This window comes from Bradyrhizobium ontarionense (assembly GCF_021088345.1).
Classification (GTDB): domain Bacteria; phylum Pseudomonadota; class Alphaproteobacteria; order Rhizobiales; family Xanthobacteraceae; genus Bradyrhizobium; species Bradyrhizobium ontarionense.
On sequence record NZ_CP088156.1, the window covers coordinates 5427255 to 5450014 of the forward strand.

A 22760-nucleotide genomic window follows, 5' to 3' on the forward strand; every position below is an offset into this window, starting at 1 on the left:
TCGTATTGATCCAACCCGTGACGCGCACTGCAGCAGGCCGCGCCGGTGTTATCGTCCGTATCGAGTGGTCGCTCAGGGTAATGGTGTCGAAACGGTCGAACTGCACCAAACTCAACTTGGCTACGCCACAAAGGATTGCAAGCCCGTTCGCTCCAAGCCCCCTGAATAAGTGCAGCGGTCTCGTCGGCCGCCAAGGCGCCGGCCCAGGCCGAATGGCGCCGTTCACAGGCTGGCCGCCGTCCACGCGGCGTTGTGTTGCGGCAGCCGCCGGCACGACAGAACTGCTGATCTCAGTCGAAAGCCGATGGCAGCTCGCCGTGGCGGAAGAAGATGGTCGGCTCGTCGTCGTAGTCGCCCATGTCGGGATCACCCGAGGACGAGAAGGCCATGACGCCCGCTTTGCTCGGCGCCAGCCGTTCCGCTGTGCGGAGCGCGCTTGCTTCTGTCTTGCAGGCGATCGGAGCGTCGGCCTTCGGGCGTCCTCCCCGGCCGGCGCTGAACGCCTGAACGAAATAGATCGTCTCGCGAGCCATTTTCTGTCCTTCGGGCTTTGTTTTGAACGGGCGCGGGTGGTTCGAGGGTCAAGACAGGGCTTGCAGCAGCGCTGAAATCTTCAGCGTCGCAAAGTTCGAAAAGCTGTCGGACACCGCGTAGGGCAGGATGAGCTGTTCGTTGTGCCGCATCGCCCCGCAAGTGTAGACCACGTTCGGAACGTATCCCTCGCGCTCGGCCGGTTCCGGCTGCAACAGCGGCTCGCTCGACCTCGCCAGCACCTTGGACGGATCCTGCTTGTCGAGCAGAACGGCGCCGATCGAATATTTGCGGACCGGGCCGACGCCGTGCGTGAGTAGCAGCCAGCCTTCGTCCAGTTCGATCGGAGACCCGCAATTGCCGATCTGGACGAACTCCCAGGGGAATTGCGGCTTCATGATCGCCTGCCCACCGTCCCATCTGTAAAGGTCCTCCGAGTAGACGAGATGCAGGTTCTCGTTGTCTTGGCGTGCAATCATGGCGAACCTGCCGTCGATCCGGTGCGGAAACAGCGCCATGCCCTTGTTGCGCGTGGCTGTGCCCTGCAGCGGCGACATTCGAAACGACAGGAAGTCGCTGGTCTCGATCAGCTCCGATCGGATCGCCGTGCCCTTGTAGGCGGTATAGGTCGCGTAGTAGGTGGTCCGCGCGCCGTCTCGGAATGCGACGAAGCGGGCGTCCTCGATGCCGTGCGACTGCGACTCCGTCACCGGAAAGATCACGCGCTCGCTGATGTCCTGGACCGGATCGAAGACGACCTCGACGTCGTCACCGATCGGGCCGGGGACACGATTCCCGAGCCGCGGCGTCGATGCGAGCCGGGCGGTCGGCTCGATGGCGATGCTGCCGTCGGCCGCGGCGGTGCCGGCACGAAACGTCAGCGACGAGATATGTCCTTCGCCGACGGCGCGGAGGCTGAGGATGAAGCGCAGGCCGCCGGCCGGCGTCCCCGACTGATCAGGATGCGGGACGATGCTGGGATTGAACAGTGCAGATGCTTCGAAGGAATACTCATGCATGAAATAGGCGCCGATGAGCTGGCGCTGCACGCCGGAGAATGTGCAGTGCGCCGCGAGGGCGTCTTCCATTTCATCGGCACGGAGCTCGAATGCTTCCAGCAGGTTGCGGTGCCGGCCCTGGAAATTCTCCAGCACGTCCGCCAGCTGCCTTGCTGCCGCCGCCGGATCCAGCCGGAGAACACGCTCGACGATGTGATTGGCGCGCGTCTTGTCGGTCGGGTTGAGATCGCGCGGTTCGGTCGCCGGCCTGAACGGGCGTACGATCACGCGGGCGGGATCCGGGCGCAGATGGAGCGCCTGCCGATTGAGAAAGGTGACGTGCAACGAGGTGCCCCTTGTTTGGCGCGGCGAATGCTGGGTCAGGCGCCGATGGCGCGAAGAGTCACGGGATTGGTCGGGTTGACGTCGGCGCGTGCCAGCTGACGGATCTCGGCCAGCGCCAGCAGATACGACACGACCGACTCGCCGCCGCAATTCTCGTTGGCGCGATCGACGTGCAGTCCATCGCGGCAACAGCCGGTCTCGGAATCGGCGAGCGCGACCGACAGATCGTTGCTGCCGAGAAACCACGAGAACGCGACCGTTGCTGCTGTCTTCCATCCGGCATCTTTGTCTGCGCGGTAGGCGGTCAGGCAGGCCGCAATGGTCGCAGCAGCCTCCAGCGGCTGTTGGTCGAAGCCGTGGGGCGGTTTCCGCAGCTCACCGAAGCCGTCGGTGCCGACGGGACGGAAATGGCCCGCCGGCGCGGTCTGCTGTGTCATCAGCCAGCGCAGGGATCTCAGCCCCGCGTCGATGTGGACGGATGTCTGCATCGCCAAGCCCGTGACGAGCAAGGCCTGGGGCAGGCGCGCATTGTCGTAGGCGAGGCCGTCCTCGAACCACTGCCAGTCCGGCGTTTCGACCGCCACCAGGCCCGACAGCAGCTGCTCGGCAAGCGCCCGGCGGATATCCAGCGCGCGATGATCATCGGGGACCGCCGTGCAATAGCCGTCGAGCCCGAGCAGCGTGAAGGCCGAAGCGCGGGGGGAACGAAAGCCTGCCGCGGCCGGCAATGCCTGCGCGAACAGGGCGCGCGCCCAGCGGCGCCGCGAAGGGCTGGCGTCGCTGCGCGCGCACTCGCCCAGTGCCCACAAGGTCCGGCCATGACTGTCCTCCGAACCGCTGGATTCGAGCCAGGTCCGATCGAAGCCCATGAAGTTGCGAAACCGCCCCGCGTCGGGATTCCAGGCGTGCTGCACGAAGGCGGCAAAGCGCGCAATCAGCCCGTCCGGCATGGACTTCTCGCCCGGTCCGTTGAGAGCGCAGGCCAACAGCAAGGCGCGGGCATTGTCGTCCACGCAATAGCCGTGCGCGCGATCGGGTACCGAATGGACGGCGTGCTGAAACAGGCCGGTGTCGTCGCACATCGACAGGAAATGCTCCAATCGCATGTCGGGAGGCGGCGGGGCCGGACAGAGCGGCGCGATCACATCGGGCGCGGTCTGCGCGATCAGCTTGAGCCGGTGACCCTGCCGCACATGCTCGAACACGGTGGTGTAGCGCTCGGCGGTGCGTTGCCACGTCATCGACCGGCTTGCGGCATAGGCGCGCTCGCACATCGCCTGTCGACGCCGGTCGTCGGTCAGCAAATCAGCGATTTCAGTGCCGATCCTCGCCGCATCGCCAAAGGGAACGAGAACGCCGCGTCCCTCGGCCAGCAGCTCGCGCGCGTGCCAATACGGGGTCGAGACGACCGGTTTGCCGAGGCCGAAGCTGTAGGCGAGTGTCCCCGACGTCATCTGCGCTTCGTTAAGATAGGGCGTGACGTAGACGTCGCACATCGAAATGAACTCGAGCAGCGTGGCCTGATCGACGAATTGGTCGAGGAACACGACGTGGTTCTCGACGCCGAGCTCGCGCACGCGTGCCATCAGCCGCTCGCGATAGGCTTCGCCTTCATTGCGGACCAAATTCGGATGCGTCGCGCCGAGCACGACATAGACCGCGTCCGGCTGTCGCTTCAGGATCGACGGGACCGCATCGATCATGACCTCGATGCCTTTGCTGGGTGACAACAGGCCGAATGTCAGAATAACCGAGCGGCCGCTGAACCCCAGCCTTGCCTTCGCCCCGTCCGATGCGGCCAAGGGAAAGTCAGGAATGCCATGGGCAATGACCTCGATCTTCTCCGGCGGCACGCGATAGACGCCATGGAGCAGCTCGCGACCCTTCTCGGCCATCACGACGACTCTCGCAGACGCCTCCACGACACGCTCGGTCACCACGCGCTGGATCGCGCTGGGTTTCGCCAGCACCGTGTGCAGTGTCGTGACGACCGGCATGGTCAGACGGGTCAATAGTTCCAGGATGTAGGCGCCGGCGTCGCCGCCGAAGATCCCGAATTCGTGCTGCAGGCAGACTACGTCGAAGCGACCAGCGTTGAGGACGGCAGCGGCGCGCGCATAGTCCTGGAGATTGTCGTCCTCGATCTGCAGGACGACCGAGGCGGGATAGTCATGGGCCTGATCGCGGTCGGTCATCGCCACGATGCTGGCCTGCGGATGTTGTATCGAGTTCGAGATCGCGCGGTGCAGGTCGGTCGTGAACGTCGCGATGCCGCAGCGGCGGGGCAACGAATTGCCGATCAGCGCAATCCTGCGGGAAGGCGTCATGTCCGTGCCTCCGAAAGAGCCGCGGATGTCGCGGCATTGGGCACCGCTGGTTCGATGATTTCAACGGAGCGGCCCCCGAGCCGCTGCAGCAGTGCCGCAACCGGGCGGGCCGCCGGATACGCAACCAGGACTGTCAGCCCATCGGCTCCGACCTCGATGCTGTTGCGGCCGCCGGCGACGAAGAGGGCCTGCCCGATTGATACCATGGAGAGCCCGATCGCTGCGTGACCGTCGAGAACGAGAATCCAGGTCTCCGCCTCCGCCAACAACGCCCAACTCGAGGCCGGCGGCAGGTCGATGCGTTCGAGTACGAAATGCCGGCTGGCGATCAGCGCCACCCTTTCATCCGTGAGGCGGGTCGGATTGCCTTGAGGTCGCAGCGGCCACGCATTGGCAACGGCTATGCCGCTGTCGATATCCAGGTCACGCGCTCTGTCATAGTCGAACAGACGGAACGTCGTATCGCTGCGCTGCTGGATTTCGGCAAGCACGATCCCGGCGCTGAGAGCATGGATGGTCCCGGCCGGAATGAAGACGACGTCGCCCCTCGCAACCGGACGCCATTGGACCAGTTCGACGATCGAGCCGTCCGTGATCGATGTTCGCAATTGCTGCGGCGTGACCCGGTGCGTCAAACCAATTCCGATCTGTGCACCCGGTTTCGCCGAGAGGATGTACCATGCTTCGCTCTTGCCGTTTGGCAAGCCCATCGCGCGCGCGAAGGTGTCGTCCGGGTGGACCTGGATCGACAGCGGCGCGCTGGTGAACAACAACTTGATCAACAGAGCAGGTACAGGGCCGAGCTCGTCGGCGCGTTCGAACCACAGCTCTCCCACGGCGTCGACGGCGCCGCTGATGTCGCTCCACGGCTGGAGATCGCTGGTGCCCCAGGGCTTGCGCACTGCCCGCACCTGCGCGTGTTCGATGGTCATGAATTGTCCTCACGGGGTCACGCGCATGCCGGAGCGGCGTGCCGCTGCTCGTTGTCGTCGGTTACGATGTGTCTGGCCAAGTCGTCGCGTTCCAAGTCGTCGCGTTGTCGGACACGCCGCTTTGCGGAAGACGATGATGTCGTCGGTCATGCGGATATGCGGGCTGCCCATGGCAAACAGCTGCGTGCTGCGTACGATCGATAGGGCCAAAACAGTGCCTGCCGGGTCACTGCGTGACCGCTCTCGTGATCGTGGCCGAACCGGCGATTGCTGCCGGGATCGCCGGTTTGCGGCGACGGCTTTCGGTTCACGTGCGGAGCGGCGGTTTTCAAGCCAGAGTTCGGCGCGACCAACGATGCGGAAGCCGCTCGCTGCGCGCAAATGTCGGCGCACCCCGCGCGCCGGATCGACGTCGATTGCCCATGCGACAGCGTCGCCGTCTCGTTGCGTGCGGCGAGGATCATCGAGAATTGTGAGGACGTGGCGTACGCCCTACCGCTTCTTCTTGTCGGTGGAGAAATCCGGCTGCCATCCTCCGGCCTTTTGGCTCGGCGCTGCGGCGATGCTCTTGGGCTTCTCTTTTTTGGGCTTCTTGGTTTCGCGATTGCCTTTTTGCTGACCTTTGGCCATGTCGATCTCCTTGGCTGTGTTTCAAGCTGGTTCAATTCGTCGGACGAAGACATCCACGCCGATGTGCGGCGCATCTGTCCTCGCTGCCCTCGAGGCGCATCGGCCGGGTGGCCGTCGTCCCCGTCTGCCGACAGGGTTTCGCGGTGGCCTGGCCTACGAATGAAGTGCGGCAGTTGCGAGCACGAGGACGATCAGCAGGAGCGGAACAATGACGGGTGGAACGATCCACTCGCTCAAACGAAACTGCGCCATTAGAGGCTGCGCCATTAAGAGGCTCCTCGCATCTGTTGCGGCGGGAGCGCTCATGACCCTCAGTCACCGGTGAATGCCATTGGAATTGCGGTGATCAGCAACCGTACACCCGGGCTCATGCAATAGCGAGCACCAAAGCACGGCGACCCCGTCGGATGCAGCACGGCCGTTCTTCACGTCGTAGCTGATGAGAAAGCGGTGGCTATTGCCGGCCGCAAGGCGCATGCTTGGCGGGGCTTCGAGGTAACGTCGGCGGAGTTCGTGTGAAAGGTAGGCGCGGATGAGCATCCGCTCGCAGCGCGAATTCGTGACCTTCAAACATCCGTTCCGCATCAGGAGCATTGAACACCTCTTGCCCGAAGGTACCTATGAGGTGGTCACTGACGACGAGATGATCGAGGGATTGTCCTTTGCCGCCTACCGCCGGGTTGCGACAATGATCATTGTGCCCGTCGCGGGTTCGCGCGGCGCTGCTTTGGAGATGGTGTCCGTCAGCTCGGTCGATCTTGCCGATGCGCAGCGCGTCGACGCGAGTGCATCGGATGACTGACGAGCCGCTCGATCTCGACAGTCACCGCGGCATGAGCGAGAAGAAGGCCGTGGACCTTCGCCGTGCGCTGGCAGAAGCCGAAAGTCATGCGCGGGAGCTGCGCGAGCGGCAGGCCGTTCTCGAGGCGCACCTGCTCGCGAACGCGGCTGACTCGTGGCCGGAAGCGGCGGCAAAGGCCCGCTACCTCCTCAATATCTACGCCGCAAGCCTCTCGGAACAGGATACCAGGCACCGGGAGCTGATCGCCGCGGTTCTGGCCGACTTCTCTCGTCTGAGCGGCGAGGGCTGACCGCGATATGGGGCGTCGTGGCGCATGTCGCGCCATGCGCTGCGTGTGACCGGCTCCGGCCCGTCTCGAAGCGTGGGCGGATGGCTCGTCCCACGCCCCGCCGCAGGCCTGGATGGGCCGGCGCGCGATCCCGGACTGTTGCTTTCGCGCGACAGCTGCCGGACCGTCTCCTGTCCCGGCCTATTTTCCTGGCTTTGCCTGACAATTGCCCCGCATGGGGCGCAACATGCCGCAACGTCTTAAGGCTTGAACGGTATCCAGCTCAGGGGTGCAGACAGGGACGACAGATGCGATGGGTGGTCTTGGCGGTGACACTGCTCTTCGCGACCGGAGTCCGCGCGGAAGAGATGGCGTTCTACGTCCTGGGTGTGGGCGCTGATTCCTGCGAGCGGTTCATCGCTGCGGCCGAGGAGCAGCCGCCCGGCACCTACAAGGCGATCGGCAATCCCGATGGGCCCTATGTCAACGCGATCTCCAAATATCAGCAATGGATGATGGGCTACGTCTCGGCTGTCAACGCCGCGCGCGGCGATGAGGGCATGCAGATCAAGCTCGACCTCACCGAGATGGACAGCTGGATGCGCAACTGGTGCAGTCGCAACCAGCGACGCACGGTATTCCACGCACTGCAGGCGTTCGTGAAGTCGCACTGAGCTGCGCTCGACCCGGCCGTGCTATTTTGGCGCGCGCTTGGCGAGGATGCGCTGCAGGGTCCGCCGATGCATGTTGAGCCTGCGCGCGGTCTCCGAGACGTTGCGGTTGCACATCTCATAGATGCGCTGGATGTGCTCCCAGCGCACGCGGTCGGCCGACATCGGGTTCTGCGGCAGCTCGGACTTCTCGCTGGTGGTCGCCAGCAGTGCTGCGACCACGTCGTCGGCGTCCGCGGGCTTCGCAAGATAGTCGACGGCGCCCATCTTCACCGCCGTGACGGCGGTAGCGATGTTGCCGTACCCGGTCAGTACGATGGCGCGGGCCTCGGGGCGCTTGCGCTTCAGCGCCGACACCACGTCCAGGCCGTTACCGTCGCCGAGCCGGAGGTCGACCACGGCGAAGGCTGGTGCAGCCTTGCCGATCTGCGAGATGCCCTCGGCCACGCTTTCGCAGGAGGTGACGGTAAAGCCGCGCGTTTCCATGGCGCGTGACAGCCGCTCCAGGAACGGCTTGTCGTCCTCGACGATCAGAAGAGAGCGGTCCGGATGGTTCGTCAGTTCGGCGATGGCGCCCACGGTCATATCCTCAGGAGAAGAAGGCTCGATGGTTGCGAGACGATCGATCCTCACATCATATGGTCTGCCAACCGGCCGCTGCCAAGATCGCGGGTTGCCGCAGTCTGCGGCGTGACGCCGCGCAGGCCTGACGCGGTTCCGTATACCAGCGATCGCTCGTCGATTATTCCGGCTCAGCCTCGTCGCTGTCCTCACTTGCTTCAAAACGCCGCCGCGGCCAGGCGATCTGAACGACGGCGCCATGGTCGGGAAAGGCACGGTTGGTAAACGAGACCTTGGCGCCGGTCCGCTCCAGCAAGGTGCGGGCGATGAAGACGCCAAGCCCCAGGCCGCCGCCCTGGTTCCCTCCTTGGGCATCCTCGGCGCTGCGTCGCCGTGACAGATAGGGCTCGCCGATCCGCTTGAGGATGTCGGGCGCAAAGCCCGGGCCGTCGTCGGAGACCACGATCTCGACCGTCTCGTTGTTCCACCAGGCGTTCACCTCGACGGCATTGCGCGCGAAGTCGACCGCATTCTCCAGGATGTTGCCGACGCCATAGAGGATCGCGGGATTGCGGGTGCCGACCGGCTCCTTGGCCGCGGTGACCGCGACCCGCACCTTGATGTCGACGCCGAAATCGCGGTGCGGCGCGACGGTCTCCTCGATCAGCGTCGACAGCTTCATGCGGTCGAACATCGATCCGGTCGAGGACAGCTGCGTGATCTTGCCGAGAATGTCGCGACAGCGCTGCGCCTGCTCGCGCAGGGTCTTGATGTCCGATGTCACCTGGCTGTTGTCCTGCAGCGCCTTCTCAAGCTCGCGCGAGATCAGGACGATGGTCGCGAGCGGCGTGCCGAGCTCATGCGCGGCTGCGGCCGCGAGCCCGTCGAGCTGGGTGAGATGCTGCTCGCGCGCCAGCACCAGCTCGGTGGCCGCCAGCGCGTCGGAGAGCTTGCGCGCCTCCTCGGTGACCTGAAACGCGTAGAGGCTGGTCACGCCGATCGCGAGCGCGATCGAGAGCCAGACCCCGAACAGATAGATCGGCGGAAAGACCAGCGGCTCCTCGCCCTCCCACGGCAGCGGCAGATGCATGAAGAACAGCGCGGTGGCACAGGCCACGGCGAGCAGTCCGAGCGTAACGGTGAAGCGCAAGGGCAGGGCGGTCGCGGAGATCAGCACCGGCGCCAGGAACATGTAGGAGAACGGGTTCTCCAGCCCGCCGGTGAGATAGAGCAGCACCGTCAGCTCGATGATGTTGAGCGCGAGCAGGCCGCCGGCGTGGGCCGGCTCCAAGAGCTGCATCGGGTTGAAGGCGATCTGCAGGCCGAGATTGAGCAGCGCCGACACGCTGATGACGGCGAGGCAGGGCACGACCGGCAGGTCGAACTCCAGTCCCTGCACGACGATGAAGATGGCGCTCAGCTGGCCCAGCGCCGCCAGCCAGCGCAGCCGCAGGATGGTGTCGAGCCGGACACGCTGGCGCGGATGGCGATAGTCCGTATCGGGCGTGTCGGTGATCAATGTGTCGGTCATGGCTCGGAACTTAATGCCGCGAACACGCCGCGACAAATCTGGCTGCACCGGTCGTGACCTGTTGCGATTTGCGACGCAATGCCTCAATGAACCAGCCCGATGACGCAAGATGACGCAGTTCTGACCCCATCGCCGGATCGAAAGGCCGCTTCGCCTGCGATCGCCGTCGCGCGCCTGACCAAGATCTACAAGGCTGTGCCCGCGGTCGACGGCATCTCCTTCACGATCCGTCGCGGCAGCATCACCGGGCTGCTCGGCGGCAACGGTGCCGGCAAGACCACCACGATCGCGATGATCATGGGGCTGGTGCAGCCGACGTCCGGCACGGTCGAGGTGCTCGGCCGCAGGATGCCGGATGAGAGCGCCGCCGTGCTGGGGCGGATGAATTTCGAGAGCCCCTATGTCGACATGCCGATGCGGCTCACGGTGCGGCAGAACCTCACCATCTTCGGCCAGCTCTATGCGGTGGATCATCTCAAGGAGCGGATCGCCGAGCTCGCTTCGCAGCTCGACCTGACCGACTTCCTCGATCGCGCCAACGGCAAGCTCTCTGCCGGGCAGAAGACGCGCGTGGCGCTGGCCAAGGCGCTGATCAATGATCCCGAGCTGTTGCTGCTGGACGAGCCGACGGCCTCGCTCGATCCCGACACCGCCGACTGGGTGCGCGGCCATCTCGAGCGCTACCGCGAGCGCCGCGGCGCCACCATCCTGCTCGCCTCGCACAACATGCTCGAGGTCGAACGGCTGTGCGACCGTGTCATCATCATGAAGCGCGGCCGCATCGAGGACGATGACAGCCCGGCGCAGATCATGGCGCGCTACAACCGCACGACGCTGGAGGAGGTGTTCCTGGACGTCGCCCGCGGCAGGGACCGGGAGGCCGTGGAATGAACGATCTGTCCTTGCGCATCGCCCCGCACCGGATCGGCGCGATGGTCCTGCGCTATTGGTATCTGTTGCTGTCGTCCTGGCCGCGGCTCCTCGAGCTGATGTACTGGCCGACCCTGCAGATCATCACCTGGGGCTTCCTGCAGACCTACATCACCAGCAATGCCGGCTTCTTTGCCCGTGCCGGGGGCACGCTCATCGGCGCGGTCATCCTGTGGGACATCCTGTTCCGCGGCCAGCTCGGCTTCTCGATCTCCTTCCTCGAGGAGATGTGGGCGCGCAACATCGGCAACCTGATGATGAGCCCGCTCACGCCGCTGGAATTCCTGCTGGCGCTGATGACGATGAGCGTGATCCGGCTCGCGATCGGCATCATTCCGATGACGCTGATCGCGGTCTGGTTCTTCGATTTCAACTTCTACAGCCTCGGCCTGCCGCTGATCGCCTTCTTCTGCAACCTGATCTTCACCTCCTGGGCGGTCGGCATCTTCGTGTCTGGCCTGGTGCTGCGCAACGGGCTCGGCGCCGAGAGCATCGTCTGGACCCTGATGTTCGCGCTGATGCCGCTGGCCTGCGTGTACTATCCCGTTCAGGTGCTGCCGCATTGGCTGCAGCTGGTCGCCTGGTCGCTGCCGCCGACTTACGTGTTCGAGGGCATGCGCGCGCTGCTGAGCGATCACGTCTTCCGGTCGGACCTGATGCTGACCGCGCTTGGGCTCAATGTCGCCCTGCTGCTGGCGTCGTTTGCGGCATTCATTGCCCTCTTACGCAGCGCGCGCCGCGCCGGCTCATTGCTGTCGTCCGGCGAATAATCCGTTTTTCCCGTGAATTTTCGGGCTGATTCCGCAGCTTTACGGCCTTGACTCGTACAACACCGCATTGACGCTTAATTACGCATTCGGCAGTATGCTGCGTTGCAGAGAGGGTTGAACGAGAATGCCGATTGGTGAGTTTGGCGGTGCACCGCCCCTGGCGTCGGAAGGCAGTCCGGTCCTGACGACGCCGATGTACTGGATGTACGAGATGGCGCATGCCTCGCTCAATCCGGCGCGCGCCGTCACGGATGCCACCAAGATCCTGTTTCAGAACCCGCTCAATCCCTGGGCGCACACCGAAATGGGCAAGTCGATCGCGGCGGCCTGCGAGCTGTTCGAGCGCACCACGCGCCGCTACGGCAAGCCCGAATGGGGGCTCGACGAGACCGAGGTCAACGGCATCAGGACCCCGGTCGAGGTCCACGCGATCTGGGAAAAACCGTTCTGCCGACTGCTCTATTTCGATCGCAAGCTGACCCGCCCGCTGCGCAGCCCCCAGCCGCGGCTGTTGATCGTGGCGCCGATGTCCGGCCACTACGCGACGCTGCTGCGCGGCACGGTCGAGGCGTTCCTGCCGACCCACGAGGTCTATATCACCGATTGGGCCGACGCCCGGATGGTGCCGCTGGCCGAAGGCCGCTTCGATCTCGACGACTACATCGACTACGTCATCGAGATGCTGCAGTTCCTCGGCACCAACATGCACGTGATGGCGGTGTGCCAGCCGGCGGTGCCGGTGCTGGCGGCGGTGTCGGTGATGGAGGCCGAGCGCGATCCGTTCGCACCGATCTCGATGACCCTGATGGGCGGCCCGATCGATACGCGCCGCAATCCGACCGGCGTGAACAATCTCGCCCAGGAGCGCGGCATCGACTGGTTCCGCAACCACGTCATCACCAAGGTGCCGTTCCCGCATCCGGGCGTCATGCGCGACGTCTATCCGGGCTTCCTGCAGCTGAACGGCTTCATCAGCATGAACCTCGACCGCCATGTCGACGCCCACAAGGCGCTGTTCGCCAATCTGGTGAAGGGCGATGGCGACCAGGTCGACAAGCATCGCGATTTCTATGACGAGTATCTCGCCGTCATGGACCTGGCTGCGGAATACTATTTGCAGACGGTCGAGACGGTGTTCATCAAGCACGCGCTGCCGAAGGGTGAAATGACCCATCGCGGCACGCCTGTGGAGCCGTCGAAGATCACGCGCGTCGCCTTGATGACGGTCGAAGGTGAGAAGGACGACATTTCCGGTCTCGGACAGACCGAAGCAACACATGGACTCTGCTCGTCGATCCCGGATCATCGCCGGGTTCACTACGTGCAACCGGGTGTCGGCCACTACGGTGTGTTCAATGGATCGCGATTCAAGTCGGAGATCGTGCCACGCATTTGCGATTTCATGCTCTCGGCTGCGGATCCAAAGTCGTTGATCACCATTGCGGCCGAATAGATGAGGAGACGGCTTACTGCGCCTCCGAATCCGGCTGCGCGGTAACTCGTTGAAGAGGCACTGGAAACCGGATTTCCGGAGTGACTCAAGGAGTGAATGTGGCGTCGCTCCATGAGCGACGCTTTTGAATCCATATTCATTTTATGAGCGACGCAGTAGCTACAACTTCTAGGGTACGGAACCGTCCGAACCCCTGTATGTTGGGCAAATGATTTGTTTTTGCGCCGAGCGCTTTCCCTGGCGGTGGATATGGCAGAATCCGGGCGAGCTCTTACCCCCCGGACTGACAGAAATGGCCACTCGCGCGCTACTCTATCGGCGGCCCGCCGAACCTTCGCGTCTTCTCGTCAAGCACGGCTCGCAAATCTACTCGATTAGATTGCGGCGTCACCGTCGTGCGCGACGTTATACCCTGAGAATTCATCCGTCGGATCGCGAAGCGATCCTGACGATGCCTCCGCGCGGCACGATCATCGAGGCCAAGGACTTCGCGCAACGTCACGGCGCGTGGATCGCCGCCCGTCTCGGCCGTCTGCCGAAAGCGGCGCCGTTCCTGCCCGGCACGATCGTGCCGCTGCGTGGCGTGCCGCACAAGATCGTGCATCGCGCCGGCGAGCGCGGCACGGTGTGGACCGAGACGCGCGACAGCGGCGAGAAGATCCTCTGCGTGGCCGGCGGGCTCGAGCACACCGAGCGCCGCGTGCTCGACTTCCTCAAGCGCGAGGCGCGTCGCGATCTGCAGAAGGCCGCCGACGGCTATGCCGAGCAGCTCGGCGTCAAGGTGAAGCGGCTGTCGATCCGTGACCAGTCGAGCCGCTGGGGGTCCTGCACCTCGGCCGGCTCGCTGTCGTTCTCCTGGCGGCTGATTCTGGCGCCGTCCTTCGTGCTCGACTATCTCGCAGCCCATGAGGTTGCGCATCTGATCGAGATGAACCACTCGCCGCGGTTCTGGAAGGTGTGCGGGAAGATCAGCTCCTCGGTCGAGCGCGCCAAGAAGTGGCTCGACACCTGCGGCAACGATCTGCACCGCTACGGCATCGATGATTGAGGTATCGACGATTGAGCCGTCGACGATTGATCGCAAATGGCCCGGCCTTCTGGTTCGGGCCATTTTTGCGTGTGGTTCCGACTCTCCTCATGCAATCGGTCCGCGCCAGCCCGACTATCGAATTCTTAAGCCTTCCAACGTGCAACCGGAAGATCTCGCCGAATGCGGCGGCGCTTTAACGCGGCCGTAACGCCGGACTCGCCAGATTTACCGCAAACAGCCCCAAGGTGACGTCCCAGCAAGTAGCCGGGATGTTCGCTGCAACCAAGGCGCGGATCGTTTCCACGGGAACGTGCAGCGCGCCCCGAAGCGAACAGCCAACGATGCGTGCAAGCGAGTTCCCAACGGCCGAATCGGCTCAACTGCTCTCGGCCGTGTTCGACCGTGCCAGCGAAGCCATCCTGATCCTCGACGCGCATCGCCGTGTCCACCACGTCAATGCCGCGGCGGCCCGCCTGTTGCGGCGAGACCCGGCCGCCATGATCGGTGCCGACCTGGCCGGCCTGGGTCTGCCGTCCGAGCTTGCCGCGCCGGCGCTGAATGACGAGCACGCGGGCGATGTCGACGCCGGCCAGCGCGCGCCGGCCGAGACGATCATCCGGGAATTGACGCTCCGCCATGAAGACGGCTCCCGGGCTCGGGTCCGTCTGTCGTTTTCCGATCTTCCCTCCGGCGACGATTCCGGCCGTTCGCTGGTCCTGATCCGCGACGTGACCGCCGAGGTCGAGCTGCGCGAGCGCAATGCGCTGCTGACGTCGGTGGCGGACCGCACCAATCGGGCGGTCATCGTCACCGATCGCGACCTCAAGATCCTCTACACCAATGCGGCTTTCGCCAGCCTGTACGGCTACACGCCCGAGGAGGCGCTCGGCCGTAGCGCTGATGAGCTCCTGATCGGCCCCTGGACCGATCGGGCCGCCGTCGACCAGTTGAAGCAAGGCCTCAAGGACGAACAGGGCAGCGAGCAGGACGTGCTGCTCTACGGCAAGGACGGCCACGAGCTCTGGACGACGGCCTATGTCAAGGCGCACCGGAACGCGCGGGGCAAGGTCAAGAATATCTTCGGCCTGCTCACCGACATCCGGGAGGTCAAGCAGCTGCGCTCGCTGCAGCAGCTGATCATGTCGTCGCTGGCTTCGGACGTTTCGATCACGACGATCGCGGATCAGCTGTGCCGTCGGGTCGAGGAGCTCGCCCCCGATGTTGTCTGCTCGGTCCTGCACGTCGATTCGGACGGGCTGATCCACCCGCTCGGCGGACCGAGCCTGCCAACGACCTATTCCGCCAGCCTGGACGGCGTTGCGATCGGACCGGACGTCGGCTCCTGTGGCACCGCCGCCTATCTGTGCGAGCCGGTGCTGGCGCAGGACATCGACAACGATCCGCGCTGGCAGCCCTACAAGGCCGGTCCGCTGTCGGCAGGGCTGCGCGCCTGCTGGTCCTCGCCGATCAAGGGCAAGGACGGCCGCGTCATCGGCACCTTCGCCTTCTACTTTCGTGAATGCCGCGGCCCCAGCCCGTGGCATGAGCAGATCGTCGCCGCCTGTGTCCAGCTCGGCTCCCTGGCCATCGAGCGCCAGGAAGTCAGGTCGACGATGTCGGAGGTCGCCTATCACGACATGCTGACGGGCCTGCCCAATCGCGCCCGCATTCCGTCGCTGATCGCCGAGGCCATCAAGGCCTGTCCGGAAGGCGGGCACGTCGCCGTGGCCTTCCTCGACGCCGACAACTTCAAGGACGTCAACGACACGCTGGGCCATGCGGCCGGCGACGAGTTCCTGGTCGGTTTTGCCAACCGCCTGCGGGCGCAGATCAGGGCCGGTGACATGCTGGGCCGGCTCGGCGGCGACGAGTTCGTGATCGTGCTGCAGAACCGCGATCCCCTCGAGGCGTCGCTGGCCGCGGCGCGGATCACGGCCGCTCTCGCCATGCCCCTGACGATCGGCAAACGGCAGGTGCCGATGTCCGCGAGCATGGGGCTCAGCCTCTATCCGGACAACGCCAAGGACATCGAGACCCTGATCAAGCAGGCCGACGCGGCGATGTACAAGGCCAAGCGGGGCGGCCGCGCCACCTATCGCTTCTTCAGCGCCGACATCGACAAGCTTGCCGAAGAACGGCTGATGCATTCGACCGCGCTGCGCGAGGCGATCGCCAGCGAGGCCCTGACCCTGCATTATCAGCCGCAGATCCGCACCCGGGACGGTGCGATCCACGGCGTGGAGGCGCTGGCGCGCTGGCACGACCCGGTGCTGGGCGAAGTCTCGCCGTCGAAATTCATTCCGCTCGCGGAGGAGTGCGGCCTGATCGAGCAGATCGGCGTGTGGTCGATCAAGCTGGCCTGCAAGCAGATGGCGTCATGGCGCCGCGCCGGCCTCGACATTCCCTGCATCTCGGTGAACCTGTCGCCGATCAACTTCCAGAACATCAATCTGGCGGCGATGGTGGCGCAGATCCTGGCGGCCAACGATCTGCCGGCCAAGATGCTGATGCTGGAGATCACCGAAGGCGTGATTCTCAACGAGCGCGCCACAGTGATTGCGACCATGAACGAGCTGCGCAACATGGGCGTCGGCCTGTCGCTCGACGATTTCGGCACCGGCTATTCCAGCCTCAGCCGGCTGGCACAGCTGCCGATCGACGAGCTCAAGATCGACCGCAGCTTCATGCGCGATTTCGAGAACGAGACCGGGACGCGGGCGATCGTGACGGCGGTCGTCAGGGTCGGGCAGAGCCTCGACGTCGCCGTGGTCGCCGAGGGCGTCGAGACCGAGCCGCAGCGGCGGCTGCTGGCCGAGCTCGGCTGCGATGCCATGCAGGGCTTTCTGTTCGCGCGCCCGATGGCCGCCAGCGCATTCAGTCGCTGGCTGCTCGATTACAGCGCGCACCGGGCAAGCCTGATGCTCAGGCAGGTCGGGCGTGCGTTGGCGCAGGCCTCAGGCTCCCCACAGAACGAGTTGCCCCGCCGTCCCACGGCTGCCGCCGCCGGCTGATCGGTCGCGCAGCCGTATCTCACGACATGCGCCGCCGGGCCTCGCCTCAGCGCTGACCTCCGAACAATCGATCCACCAGCCAGCCGTCCAGGCCCGCGGCGGGTTCCGGCCGCGCCGCGGTCCGTGTCGACGCCGCAGCGCGCGTGCCGCCGGCAGGATTGGATGCAGGTGCCATCGGCGCGGTGATCTGTGACGTGATCTGCGCCAGCGTGGGCACCAGACCCGAGCCCTGCGTGTTCGGGAGCGCGGCGACCGGCACGCCCTGATGGGCCGATCGCATGAAGCGGGTCCAGACATCGACCGGCAGGCCGCCGCCGGTCGTCTTCCTGGTCGGCGAATTGTCGTCATTGCCGAGCCACACGCCGGTGACGAGACGGGCGGTGTAGCCGATGAACCAGGCATCGCGGAAATCTTGGCTGGTGCCGGTCTTGCCGGCGGCGACCCAGCCCGGGATCTCGGCCTTCTTCGCTGTGCCCGAGATCAGCGTCTCCTGCATCATCTGGTTCATCATCGCCGCGTTGCGCGGCTCGATCACCTGCGCGGGCCGCTCGGCCTGACGCATGTACAGCAGCTTGCCGTCGAGCGTCCTGATCCGCGTCACCACATGCGGCGCGACGCTGAGGCCGCCATTGGCGAACGGCGCATAGGCGCCGACCAGCTCGATCACCGACACTTCCGAGGTGCCGAGTGCGATCGAGGGATTCGGATCGAGCTTCGAGGAGATGCCGAGCCGGTGCGCGGTCCGCACCACGTTCTTCGGGCCGACTTCGAGCCCGACGCGCACCGCGACCGTGTTCAACGACATCGCCAGCGCCTGGGTCAGCGTCACCGGGCCGAAATATTCGCGGGTGTAGTTCTCGGGCTTCCAGCCCTTCAGGTCGAGCGGCGCGTCCTGGCGCACCGTGTCGGGCGTCAGGCCCTGCTCGATCGCGGTGAGATAGACGAACGGCTTGAACGCAGAGCCTGGCTGGCGTTTTGCGGTCACGGCGCGGTTGAACTGACTGTCCGCATAGTTGCGACCGCCGACCAAGGCGCGCACGGCGCCGTCCGGCGTCATCGCCACCAGCGCCCCCTGGCTGACGTTGAACTTGACGCTCTTGGCCGCGAGCTCGTCGATGATGGCGGCTTCGGCCACGCTCTGCAGCTTCGGATCGATCGTCGTCTCGACCACGATCGATTCCTCGATCTGGCCGACGAGATCGTCGAGCACTTCGCCGATCCAGTCGGCCACGTAGTTCACGGTGCCGGCCCCGGCCGGCTTCACCGCGACGCTCGGATGGGCGATCTGGGCCTGGGCCTGGGCGTCGGTGATGAACTTCGCGTCGGCCATCGCCGCAAGCACGGTCTGCGCGCGCTTGGCGGCGCCTTCCGGGTTGCGGTTCGGCGCCAGCCGCGACGGGGATTTCACGAGGCCCGCGAGCATCGCGGCCTCGCCGACCGTGACCTGCCGCGCCGATTTGCCGAAATAGCGCTGCGCCGCCGCCTCGACGCCGTAGGCGCCCGAGCCGAAATAGACGCGGTTGAGATAGAGCTCGAGAATGTCGCGCTTGGAATATTTGCGCTCGAGCCAGAGCGCGAGCTCGGCCTCCTGGAGCTTGCGCGCCAGCGTGCGCTCCTGGGTCAGGAACAGGTTCTTGGCGAGCTGCTGCGTCAGGGTCGAGCCGCCCTGCGAGACGCCGCGATGCAGGATGTTGGCGACGACGGCGCGCGCGATGCCGATCGGGTCGATGCCGAAATGCTGGTAGAAGCGGCGGTCCTCGATGGCGATGAAGGCCTTGGGCAGATAGGGCGGCAGGTCCTTCAACGCGACGTTGGCGCCCGCCATCTCGCCGCGCTGCGCCAGCATGGTGCCGTCGATGCCCACGATTTCGATGGTGGGCGGTCGCTTGGGGATCTCCAGCGACTGGATCGGCGGCAGGTGCGCGCCGGCCCAGATCACGACGCCGACGAGCGCGATCACGCCCCACAGGCCGCTGACGAGCGCCCAGTAGAACATGCGTCCGATGGACAGGCCCCAGCGCGACTTGCCGCGGCTCGGCTTCGGCTTGGGCGGGGCGGCCTTCGGTGCGGCCTTGGGCTCGCGCGCCGGCACGTCATCGTCGTCGTCGGGCTCGACCGGTTTGCGCTTGGCTGCGGATTTCTTCGGGGCGTCCTCGCCGGCGGGAATGCGGTCCTTCGGATCGAGACGCAGATCGGCCATCGCGGCCGCAAGGCCGAATCGCGGCTCCTTGCGTCCGCCGCTCTGTTTCCGTCCCCGCGCCATACGCAACTCAAGCCCGCGACCTGCCGTCCAACCATGGTAATGGCCGGAGTTTAAGGGGCAGTTAGAAAGAGCTTAACGCGCGATTAGGACTTTCGCGTCGAAAACGCACGGTTATGGTTAAGCAAACGTCAACGACGAGGGAACAGATGGGCCATATCGACCCGACCAAGGAGGTGTTCGCGCAATTCCGGGAGAACGACCGCCCCGGTCCGATCCACATGCTGAACCTGGTGCGCCTGCGCAAAGAGGCGGACTATCCGGACGGGCGCAAGGTGAGCGGCGCGGAGGCCTATGCCGCCTATGGCCGCGAGAGCGGCTCGGTGTTCGAGCGGCTCGGCGGCCGCATCGTCTGGCAGGGCCGCTTCGAGTTGATGCTGATCGGTCCGCAGGACGAATATTGGGACCACTGCTTCATCGCCGAATACCCGTCCGTGCAGGCCTTCGTCGAGATGATCCGCGATCCCGTCTATCGCGAGGCGGTCAAGCATCGCCAGGCCGCGGTGGAGGACTCGCGGCTGATCCGTCACGCGGTGCTACCGATGGGCAAGAATTTCGGCGAGGTGCCGGGCTGAGGTCGCTGCGCGTGAGGCGTTGAGGCGTCTCTACATCTCAGGTGTCGTCACCCGCGAAGGCGGCTGACCCAGTATTCCAGAGACGGTCGCTGTCGATCGAGATGTCGCGGTGTGCCGGATGCCCCGCCTGTGCAGGGCATGACATTTGTAAATGAGGAAGTCGTTCGGCTACCCCGCCGCCCCCGTGTCCTCGATGATCGAGCCGAACGGCCCCAAGCGCTCGCCGGAATCGGGGCTGCCGGCTTGCACGACACATAAGTTTATGCTTATGTGTTGGCATGATCGAGAGTGACATCTTCAAAGCCCTGGCCGATCCGACGCGATGCCAGATCTTCGAGAAGCTGGCATCCGGCCGAATGAACGCCAGCGCTCTTCGCGAGGGTATGACGATCAGCCAACCGGCGATGTCCCAGCACCTCGCGGTGCTTCGCAATGCGGGGCTGGTGCGGGAAGAACGGCAGGGGCGTTTTGTCAACTACGAGGTCGATCCGGATGGCTTGGCGCTGATCGCCCGCTGGCTGGCGAAGTATCGCGCCTATTGGCCGTCACGGGTCGATGCTTTGAAAGCCTTGCTGAAGGACATGGACCAATGACCGATACCAAGGCCGACCAGCAGACCAAAGATCTGGTGCTCGACTACGATCTCGACGCCCCGCCGGAGAAGGTCTGGCGGGCGATCAGCATTCCCGCCCTGCGCGAGAACTGGCTGCCGAGGAGAGAATTGGCCGATGCCGCGCCGATCTCTGCGACGCCCGGTGAAGAAGTTCGCTACCGAATGCGCGACGACGAGCCGCCATTCCTGGAGAGCATCGTGACGTTTCAGCTCAGTCCCAATGCTGCAGGCGGCACCAGGCTCAGAATCATTCACGGGCTGGTCGCCACCAAGCTGACGCAGCGTTCGCCGCCGGCGGCGAACAGCAACCGGCGCAGCCTGATGCGCGCTGCTTGACGCTCTCATTCATCAACAACTCACTGAAACCGGGAGTTCGTGCATGCGCGAAGCGATGCAACTCGTCCCTATGGTCATCGAGCAATCAAGTCGGGGAGAGCGATCCTTCGATATCTATTCGCGGCTGCTGCGCGAGCGGATCGTGTTCCTGAACGGCGAGGTCAACGACACGCTGTCCGCCCTGGTCTGCGCGCAGTTGCTCTTTCTCGAGGCCGAGAACCCAAAGCGGCCGATCCATCTCTACATCAATTCGCCCGGCGGCGTGATCACGAGCGGCCTCGCCATGTATGATACGATGCAATACGTCAAAGCGCCGGTGCACACGCTGTGCATGGGAACGGCGCGTTCAATGGGGTCGTTCCTTCTCATGGCGGGGGAGCCGGGCGAGCGTACGGCGCTGCCCAACGCGAGCCTTCACGTTCATCAGCCGCTCGGTGGCGTTCAGGGCCAGGCGTCCGACATCCTGATCCATGCCAGGGAGATGGAGCAGACCAAGCGCCGCATGATCAGGCTTTACGCGGAACATTGCGGGCGCACCTATGAGGAGGTCGAGCGCACGCTCGATCGCGATCACTTCATGACTTCGGACGAGGCCTTGCAGTGGGGTTTGATCGACCGCGTCGTCAAGCAAAGAGAGACGGGCGATTAGCGCCAAGGTTCCGCAATGCAAACGGGGCCGCGCCATCGCGCAGCCCCGCATCGTTGTTGTTGACCCGGTCATGCCGGGGCGACCGCGTCAGCGGTCGACCTATGGTGCGCTGTGGCGCATCTGCGGTCTGGTCCTGCGGACCATTCCGAGAATGACGGCCACGCTCTAGCCCGCTGCGCCCTTGTCCTCGAGGATCGGGCCGAACAGCTCCCAGCGCTCGCCGTTGAACTTCATCATCTGCAGCTGCTTGTTGACGCGATAGTCGGTCGGCGAGGTGTTGATCTTCATGCCGGGTAGCGACAGGTCGCCGACGACATCCTTGAGCGACGCGGCCTGCTTCATGACGTTCTCGCGCGTCAGATTGTCGCCGCACATCTGCAGCACCGTCACCAGGAGCTGTGCGTTCCCGTAGCCATAGACGTTGAAATTGGAGTTCTTGTCGCCGTCCGGATAGTACTTGGCCATGAAATCCAGATAGCGCTTCATGCCCGGATCGTCCTTCCAGGTCGGATCGAGCGGGTCCTTGCCGTAGTTGACCGAGATCACGCCTTTGGCGGCATCCAGGCCCGCCGGCTGCATCACCGCGCCGACCGAGGTGGCGTTGATATCGACGATGTGGACGGGGTGCCAGTCGAGCTCATGCAGCTTCTTGATCGCCTGAGCGGCCTGCTTCGGCGTCGCTGCGGAGAACAGCAGGTCGGCGCCCGCCGCCTTGATCTTGAGAATCTGCGAGTCGATGGTCGGATCGGACACCTCGTAGGAGGCGTCGGCGACGATCATGGTCGATGCCTTGTCACCGAGGCCGGCCTTGATCCCGTTCAGATAGTCCTTGCCGAGATCATCGTTCTGATAGAGCACGCCGATCTTGGCATTGGGATGCTCCTTCAGAATGTACTGGCCGTAGATGCGACCCTCGGTGAAGTAGTTGGGATTGTATCCCATGGTCCAGGGGAAGTTCTTCGGGTCGGTGAACTTGGTCGCGCCGGTGGCGGCGAACAGCTGTGGCACCTTCTTGGCATTGAGATATTTTTGGACGGCGGCATTCGATGGGGTGCCGATGATCTGGAACGTCAGCAGCACCTCATCGTCCTCGACCAGCTTGCGGACCTGCTCGACGGCCTTGGGCGGCGAATAGGCGTCGTCGTACTGGACCAGCTTGATCTTGCGTCCGTTGACGCCGCCCTGCTCGTTGACCATGTTGAAATAGGCGGCCTGCGTCTTGCCGATCGACGCGTAGGCGGACGCGGGACCCGAGAATGGCACCGTCTGGCCGATCTTGATCTCGGTATCGGATGCGCCGGGATCGTATTTCTTCTGGGCCGAGGCCGCCGTGGCCGACAGCGCGAGGGTCAGCGCCGCAGCCGCCGCGAGATGGAATGCTCCCTGTCTCATGGGTCCGTGTTCCTCCTGATTTGTTGTTGCGCGGATGGTCTTGCTCGTGAGAGCCGCCATCGCTGCAGGGATTGTGGAGGAACGACTGGACCAATGCAAGGCGATGGGACCGCCGGTCGCGGCGGTTTTGCAGGCAGGCAGTCGA

21 protein-coding genes are annotated in these 22760 nt (G+C 64.7%); 12 read left to right on the forward strand and 9 right to left on the reverse strand.

Annotation, left to right across the window (positions count from 1 at the left end; translation table 11 throughout):
• Positions 1–290 precede the first annotated feature (290 nt).
• From LQG66_RS24035 to LQG66_RS24055, 5 genes are all read right to left on the reverse strand, one after another.
• Positions 291–533: a hypothetical protein gene (locus LQG66_RS24035; RefSeq protein WP_231318141.1), complete on the reverse strand. Its 243-nt coding sequence runs from the start codon at positions 531–533 to the stop codon at positions 291–293.
• A 48-nt stretch (positions 534–581) separates the two neighbouring features.
• A complete protein-coding gene (locus LQG66_RS24040; protein ID WP_231318142.1) occupies positions 582–1874 on the reverse strand; it encodes a glycoside hydrolase family 130 protein in 1293 nt (430 codons plus the stop codon).
• A 35-nt stretch (positions 1875–1909) separates the two neighbouring features.
• Complete coding sequence (locus tag LQG66_RS24045) at positions 1910–4201, reverse strand: glycosyltransferase family 4 protein (protein WP_231318143.1); 2292 nt, start codon at positions 4199–4201, stop codon at positions 1910–1912.
• Positions 4198–4971 carry a class I mannose-6-phosphate isomerase gene (locus LQG66_RS24050; protein ID WP_231318144.1) on the reverse strand — a complete coding sequence of 258 codons (774 nt, stop codon included), beginning with the start codon at positions 4969–4971 and terminating at the stop codon, positions 4198–4200. Before LQG66_RS24050 ends, LQG66_RS24045 begins: the two co-directional genes overlap by 4 nt.
• Before the next feature lie 654 nt (positions 4972–5625).
• A complete protein-coding gene (locus tag LQG66_RS24055; protein ID WP_231318145.1) occupies positions 5626–5763 on the reverse strand; it encodes a hypothetical protein in 138 nt (45 codons plus the stop codon).
• A 532-nt stretch (positions 5764–6295) separates the two neighbouring features.
• Here LQG66_RS24055 and LQG66_RS24060 point away from each other — a divergent pair.
• The 3 genes from LQG66_RS24060 to LQG66_RS24070 all read left to right on the forward strand — a co-directional run bounded on the left by LQG66_RS24060 (position 6296) and on the right by LQG66_RS24070 (position 7507).
• The gene (locus tag LQG66_RS24060) at positions 6296–6565 is read left to right on the forward strand and encodes a hypothetical protein (RefSeq protein ID WP_231318146.1); all 270 of its coding nucleotides are present in this window, start codon (positions 6296–6298) and stop codon (positions 6563–6565) included.
• Positions 6558–6854 (forward strand): hypothetical protein, encoded by a 297-nt coding sequence (locus tag LQG66_RS24065; RefSeq protein ID WP_231318147.1) that lies wholly within the window; start codon positions 6558–6560, stop codon positions 6852–6854. Before LQG66_RS24060 ends, LQG66_RS24065 begins: the two co-directional genes overlap by 8 nt.
• A gap of 287 nt (positions 6855–7141) precedes the next feature.
• Positions 7142–7507: a hypothetical protein gene (locus LQG66_RS24070; RefSeq protein WP_231318148.1), complete on the forward strand. Its 366-nt coding sequence runs from the start codon at positions 7142–7144 to the stop codon at positions 7505–7507.
• 21 nt (positions 7508–7528) lie between these two features.
• Here the strand turns inward: LQG66_RS24070 and LQG66_RS24075 are convergent, their stop codons facing one another.
• Together LQG66_RS24075 and LQG66_RS24080 are read right to left on the reverse strand one after the other, a co-directional pair.
• Positions 7529–8083: an ActR/PrrA/RegA family redox response regulator transcription factor gene (locus LQG66_RS24075; RefSeq protein ID WP_305879301.1), complete on the reverse strand. Its 555-nt coding sequence runs from the start codon at positions 8081–8083 to the stop codon at positions 7529–7531.
• A gap of 163 nt (positions 8084–8246) precedes the next feature.
• Positions 8247–9596 carry an ActS/PrrB/RegB family redox-sensitive histidine kinase gene (locus tag LQG66_RS24080; RefSeq protein ID WP_231318150.1) on the reverse strand — a complete coding sequence of 450 codons (1350 nt, stop codon included), beginning with the start codon at positions 9594–9596 and terminating at the stop codon, positions 8247–8249.
• Between the two features lie 99 nt (positions 9597–9695).
• On the opposite strand from LQG66_RS24080, the gene LQG66_RS24085 reads away from it, so the two are divergent.
• The 5 genes from LQG66_RS24085 (at position 9696) to LQG66_RS24105 (ending at position 16790) form a co-directional block, all read left to right on the forward strand.
• Positions 9696–10487: an ABC transporter ATP-binding protein gene (locus tag LQG66_RS24085; RefSeq protein ID WP_231318151.1), complete on the forward strand. Its 792-nt coding sequence runs from the start codon at positions 9696–9698 to the stop codon at positions 10485–10487.
• Complete coding sequence (locus LQG66_RS24090; RefSeq protein ID WP_231318152.1) at positions 10484–11296, forward strand: ABC transporter permease; 813 nt, start codon at positions 10484–10486, stop codon at positions 11294–11296. The genes LQG66_RS24085 and LQG66_RS24090 overlap by 4 nt, the downstream gene beginning before the upstream one ends.
• A gap of 124 nt (positions 11297–11420) precedes the next feature.
• Positions 11421–12749, forward strand: a complete 1329-nt coding sequence (locus tag LQG66_RS24095; protein WP_231318153.1) for a polyhydroxyalkanoate depolymerase — start codon at positions 11421–11423, stop codon at positions 12747–12749.
• A 208-nt stretch (positions 12750–12957) separates the two neighbouring features.
• On the forward strand, positions 12958–13797 hold the full coding sequence (locus LQG66_RS24100; protein WP_231318154.1) for a M48 family metallopeptidase: 840 nt from the start codon (positions 12958–12960) through the stop codon (positions 13795–13797).
• 323 nt (positions 13798–14120) lie between these two features.
• Entirely contained in the window at positions 14121–16790 is a 2670-nt protein-coding gene (locus LQG66_RS24105; protein WP_231318155.1) for an EAL domain-containing protein, read from the forward strand.
• Positions 16791–16836: 46 nt separating this feature from the next.
• Here the strand turns inward: LQG66_RS24105 and LQG66_RS24110 are convergent, their stop codons facing one another.
• Positions 16837–19053, reverse strand: coding sequence for a transglycosylase domain-containing protein (locus LQG66_RS24110; RefSeq protein WP_231318156.1), 2217 nt, complete (start codon positions 19051–19053; stop codon positions 16837–16839).
• Positions 19054–19199: 146 nt separating this feature from the next.
• Between LQG66_RS24110 and LQG66_RS24115 the strand changes: the two genes are divergently transcribed.
• The 4 genes from LQG66_RS24115 to LQG66_RS24130 all read left to right on the forward strand — a co-directional run bounded on the left by LQG66_RS24115 (position 19200) and on the right by LQG66_RS24130 (position 21223).
• Entirely contained in the window at positions 19200–19625 is a 426-nt protein-coding gene (locus tag LQG66_RS24115; protein WP_231318157.1) for a DUF1330 domain-containing protein, read from the forward strand.
• Between the two features lie 278 nt (positions 19626–19903).
• Complete coding sequence (locus LQG66_RS24120) at positions 19904–20218, forward strand: ArsR/SmtB family transcription factor (protein ID WP_231318158.1); 315 nt, start codon at positions 19904–19906, stop codon at positions 20216–20218.
• Positions 20215–20574, forward strand: coding sequence for an SRPBCC family protein (locus LQG66_RS24125; protein ID WP_231318159.1), 360 nt, complete (start codon positions 20215–20217; stop codon positions 20572–20574). The genes LQG66_RS24120 and LQG66_RS24125 overlap by 4 nt, the downstream gene beginning before the upstream one ends.
• A 43-nt stretch (positions 20575–20617) precedes the next feature.
• A complete protein-coding gene (locus LQG66_RS24130; RefSeq protein ID WP_231318160.1) occupies positions 20618–21223 on the forward strand; it encodes an ATP-dependent Clp protease proteolytic subunit in 606 nt (201 codons plus the stop codon).
• Positions 21224–21388: 165 nt separating this feature from the next.
• Here LQG66_RS24130 and LQG66_RS24135 read toward each other — a convergent pair whose 3' ends face one another.
• A complete protein-coding gene (locus LQG66_RS24135; protein WP_231318161.1) occupies positions 21389–22615 on the reverse strand; it encodes an ABC transporter substrate-binding protein in 1227 nt (408 codons plus the stop codon).
• Positions 22616–22760: the final 145 nt, after the last annotated feature.

Bases quoted from the DNA above. Each gene is read 5' to 3' on its own strand.
- LQG66_RS24055 (WP_231318145.1), bottom strand. From the start codon at position 5,763: ATGGCCAAAGGTCAGCAAAAAGGCAATCGCGAAACCAAGAAGCCCAAA.
- LQG66_RS24080 (WP_231318150.1), bottom strand. From the start codon at position 9,596: ATGACCGACACATTGATCACCGACACGCCCGATACGGACTATCGCCAT.
- LQG66_RS24060 (WP_231318146.1), top strand. From the start codon at position 6,296: ATGAGCATCCGCTCGCAGCGCGAATTCGTGACCTTCAAACATCCGTTC.
- LQG66_RS24095 (WP_231318153.1), top strand. From the start codon at position 11,421: ATGCCGATTGGTGAGTTTGGCGGTGCACCGCCCCTGGCGTCGGAAGGC.
- LQG66_RS24035 (WP_231318141.1), bottom strand. From the start codon at position 533: ATGGCTCGCGAGACGATCTATTTCGTTCAGGCGTTCAGCGCCGGCCGG.
- LQG66_RS24135 (WP_231318161.1), bottom strand. From the start codon at position 22,615: ATGAGACAGGGAGCATTCCATCTCGCGGCGGCTGCGGCGCTGACCCTC.
- LQG66_RS24045 (WP_231318143.1), bottom strand. From the start codon at position 4,201: ATGACGCCTTCCCGCAGGATTGCGCTGATCGGCAATTCGTTGCCCCGC.
- LQG66_RS24100 (WP_231318154.1), top strand. From the start codon at position 12,958: ATGATTTGTTTTTGCGCCGAGCGCTTTCCCTGGCGGTGGATATGGCAG.
- LQG66_RS24130 (WP_231318160.1), top strand. From the start codon at position 20,618: ATGCGCGAAGCGATGCAACTCGTCCCTATGGTCATCGAGCAATCAAGT.
- LQG66_RS24105 (WP_231318155.1), top strand. From the start codon at position 14,121: ATGCGTGCAAGCGAGTTCCCAACGGCCGAATCGGCTCAACTGCTCTCG.
- LQG66_RS24085 (WP_231318151.1), top strand. From the start codon at position 9,696: ATGACGCAAGATGACGCAGTTCTGACCCCATCGCCGGATCGAAAGGCC.
- LQG66_RS24110 (WP_231318156.1), bottom strand. From the start codon at position 19,053: ATGGCGCGGGGACGGAAACAGAGCGGCGGACGCAAGGAGCCGCGATTC.
- LQG66_RS24090 (WP_231318152.1), top strand. From the start codon at position 10,484: ATGAACGATCTGTCCTTGCGCATCGCCCCGCACCGGATCGGCGCGATG.
- LQG66_RS24120 (WP_231318158.1), top strand. From the start codon at position 19,904: ATGATCGAGAGTGACATCTTCAAAGCCCTGGCCGATCCGACGCGATGC.
- LQG66_RS24115 (WP_231318157.1), top strand. From the start codon at position 19,200: ATGGGCCATATCGACCCGACCAAGGAGGTGTTCGCGCAATTCCGGGAG.
- LQG66_RS24070 (WP_231318148.1), top strand. From the start codon at position 7,142: ATGCGATGGGTGGTCTTGGCGGTGACACTGCTCTTCGCGACCGGAGTC.
- LQG66_RS24125 (WP_231318159.1), top strand. From the start codon at position 20,215: ATGACCGATACCAAGGCCGACCAGCAGACCAAAGATCTGGTGCTCGAC.
- LQG66_RS24065 (WP_231318147.1), top strand. From the start codon at position 6,558: ATGACTGACGAGCCGCTCGATCTCGACAGTCACCGCGGCATGAGCGAG.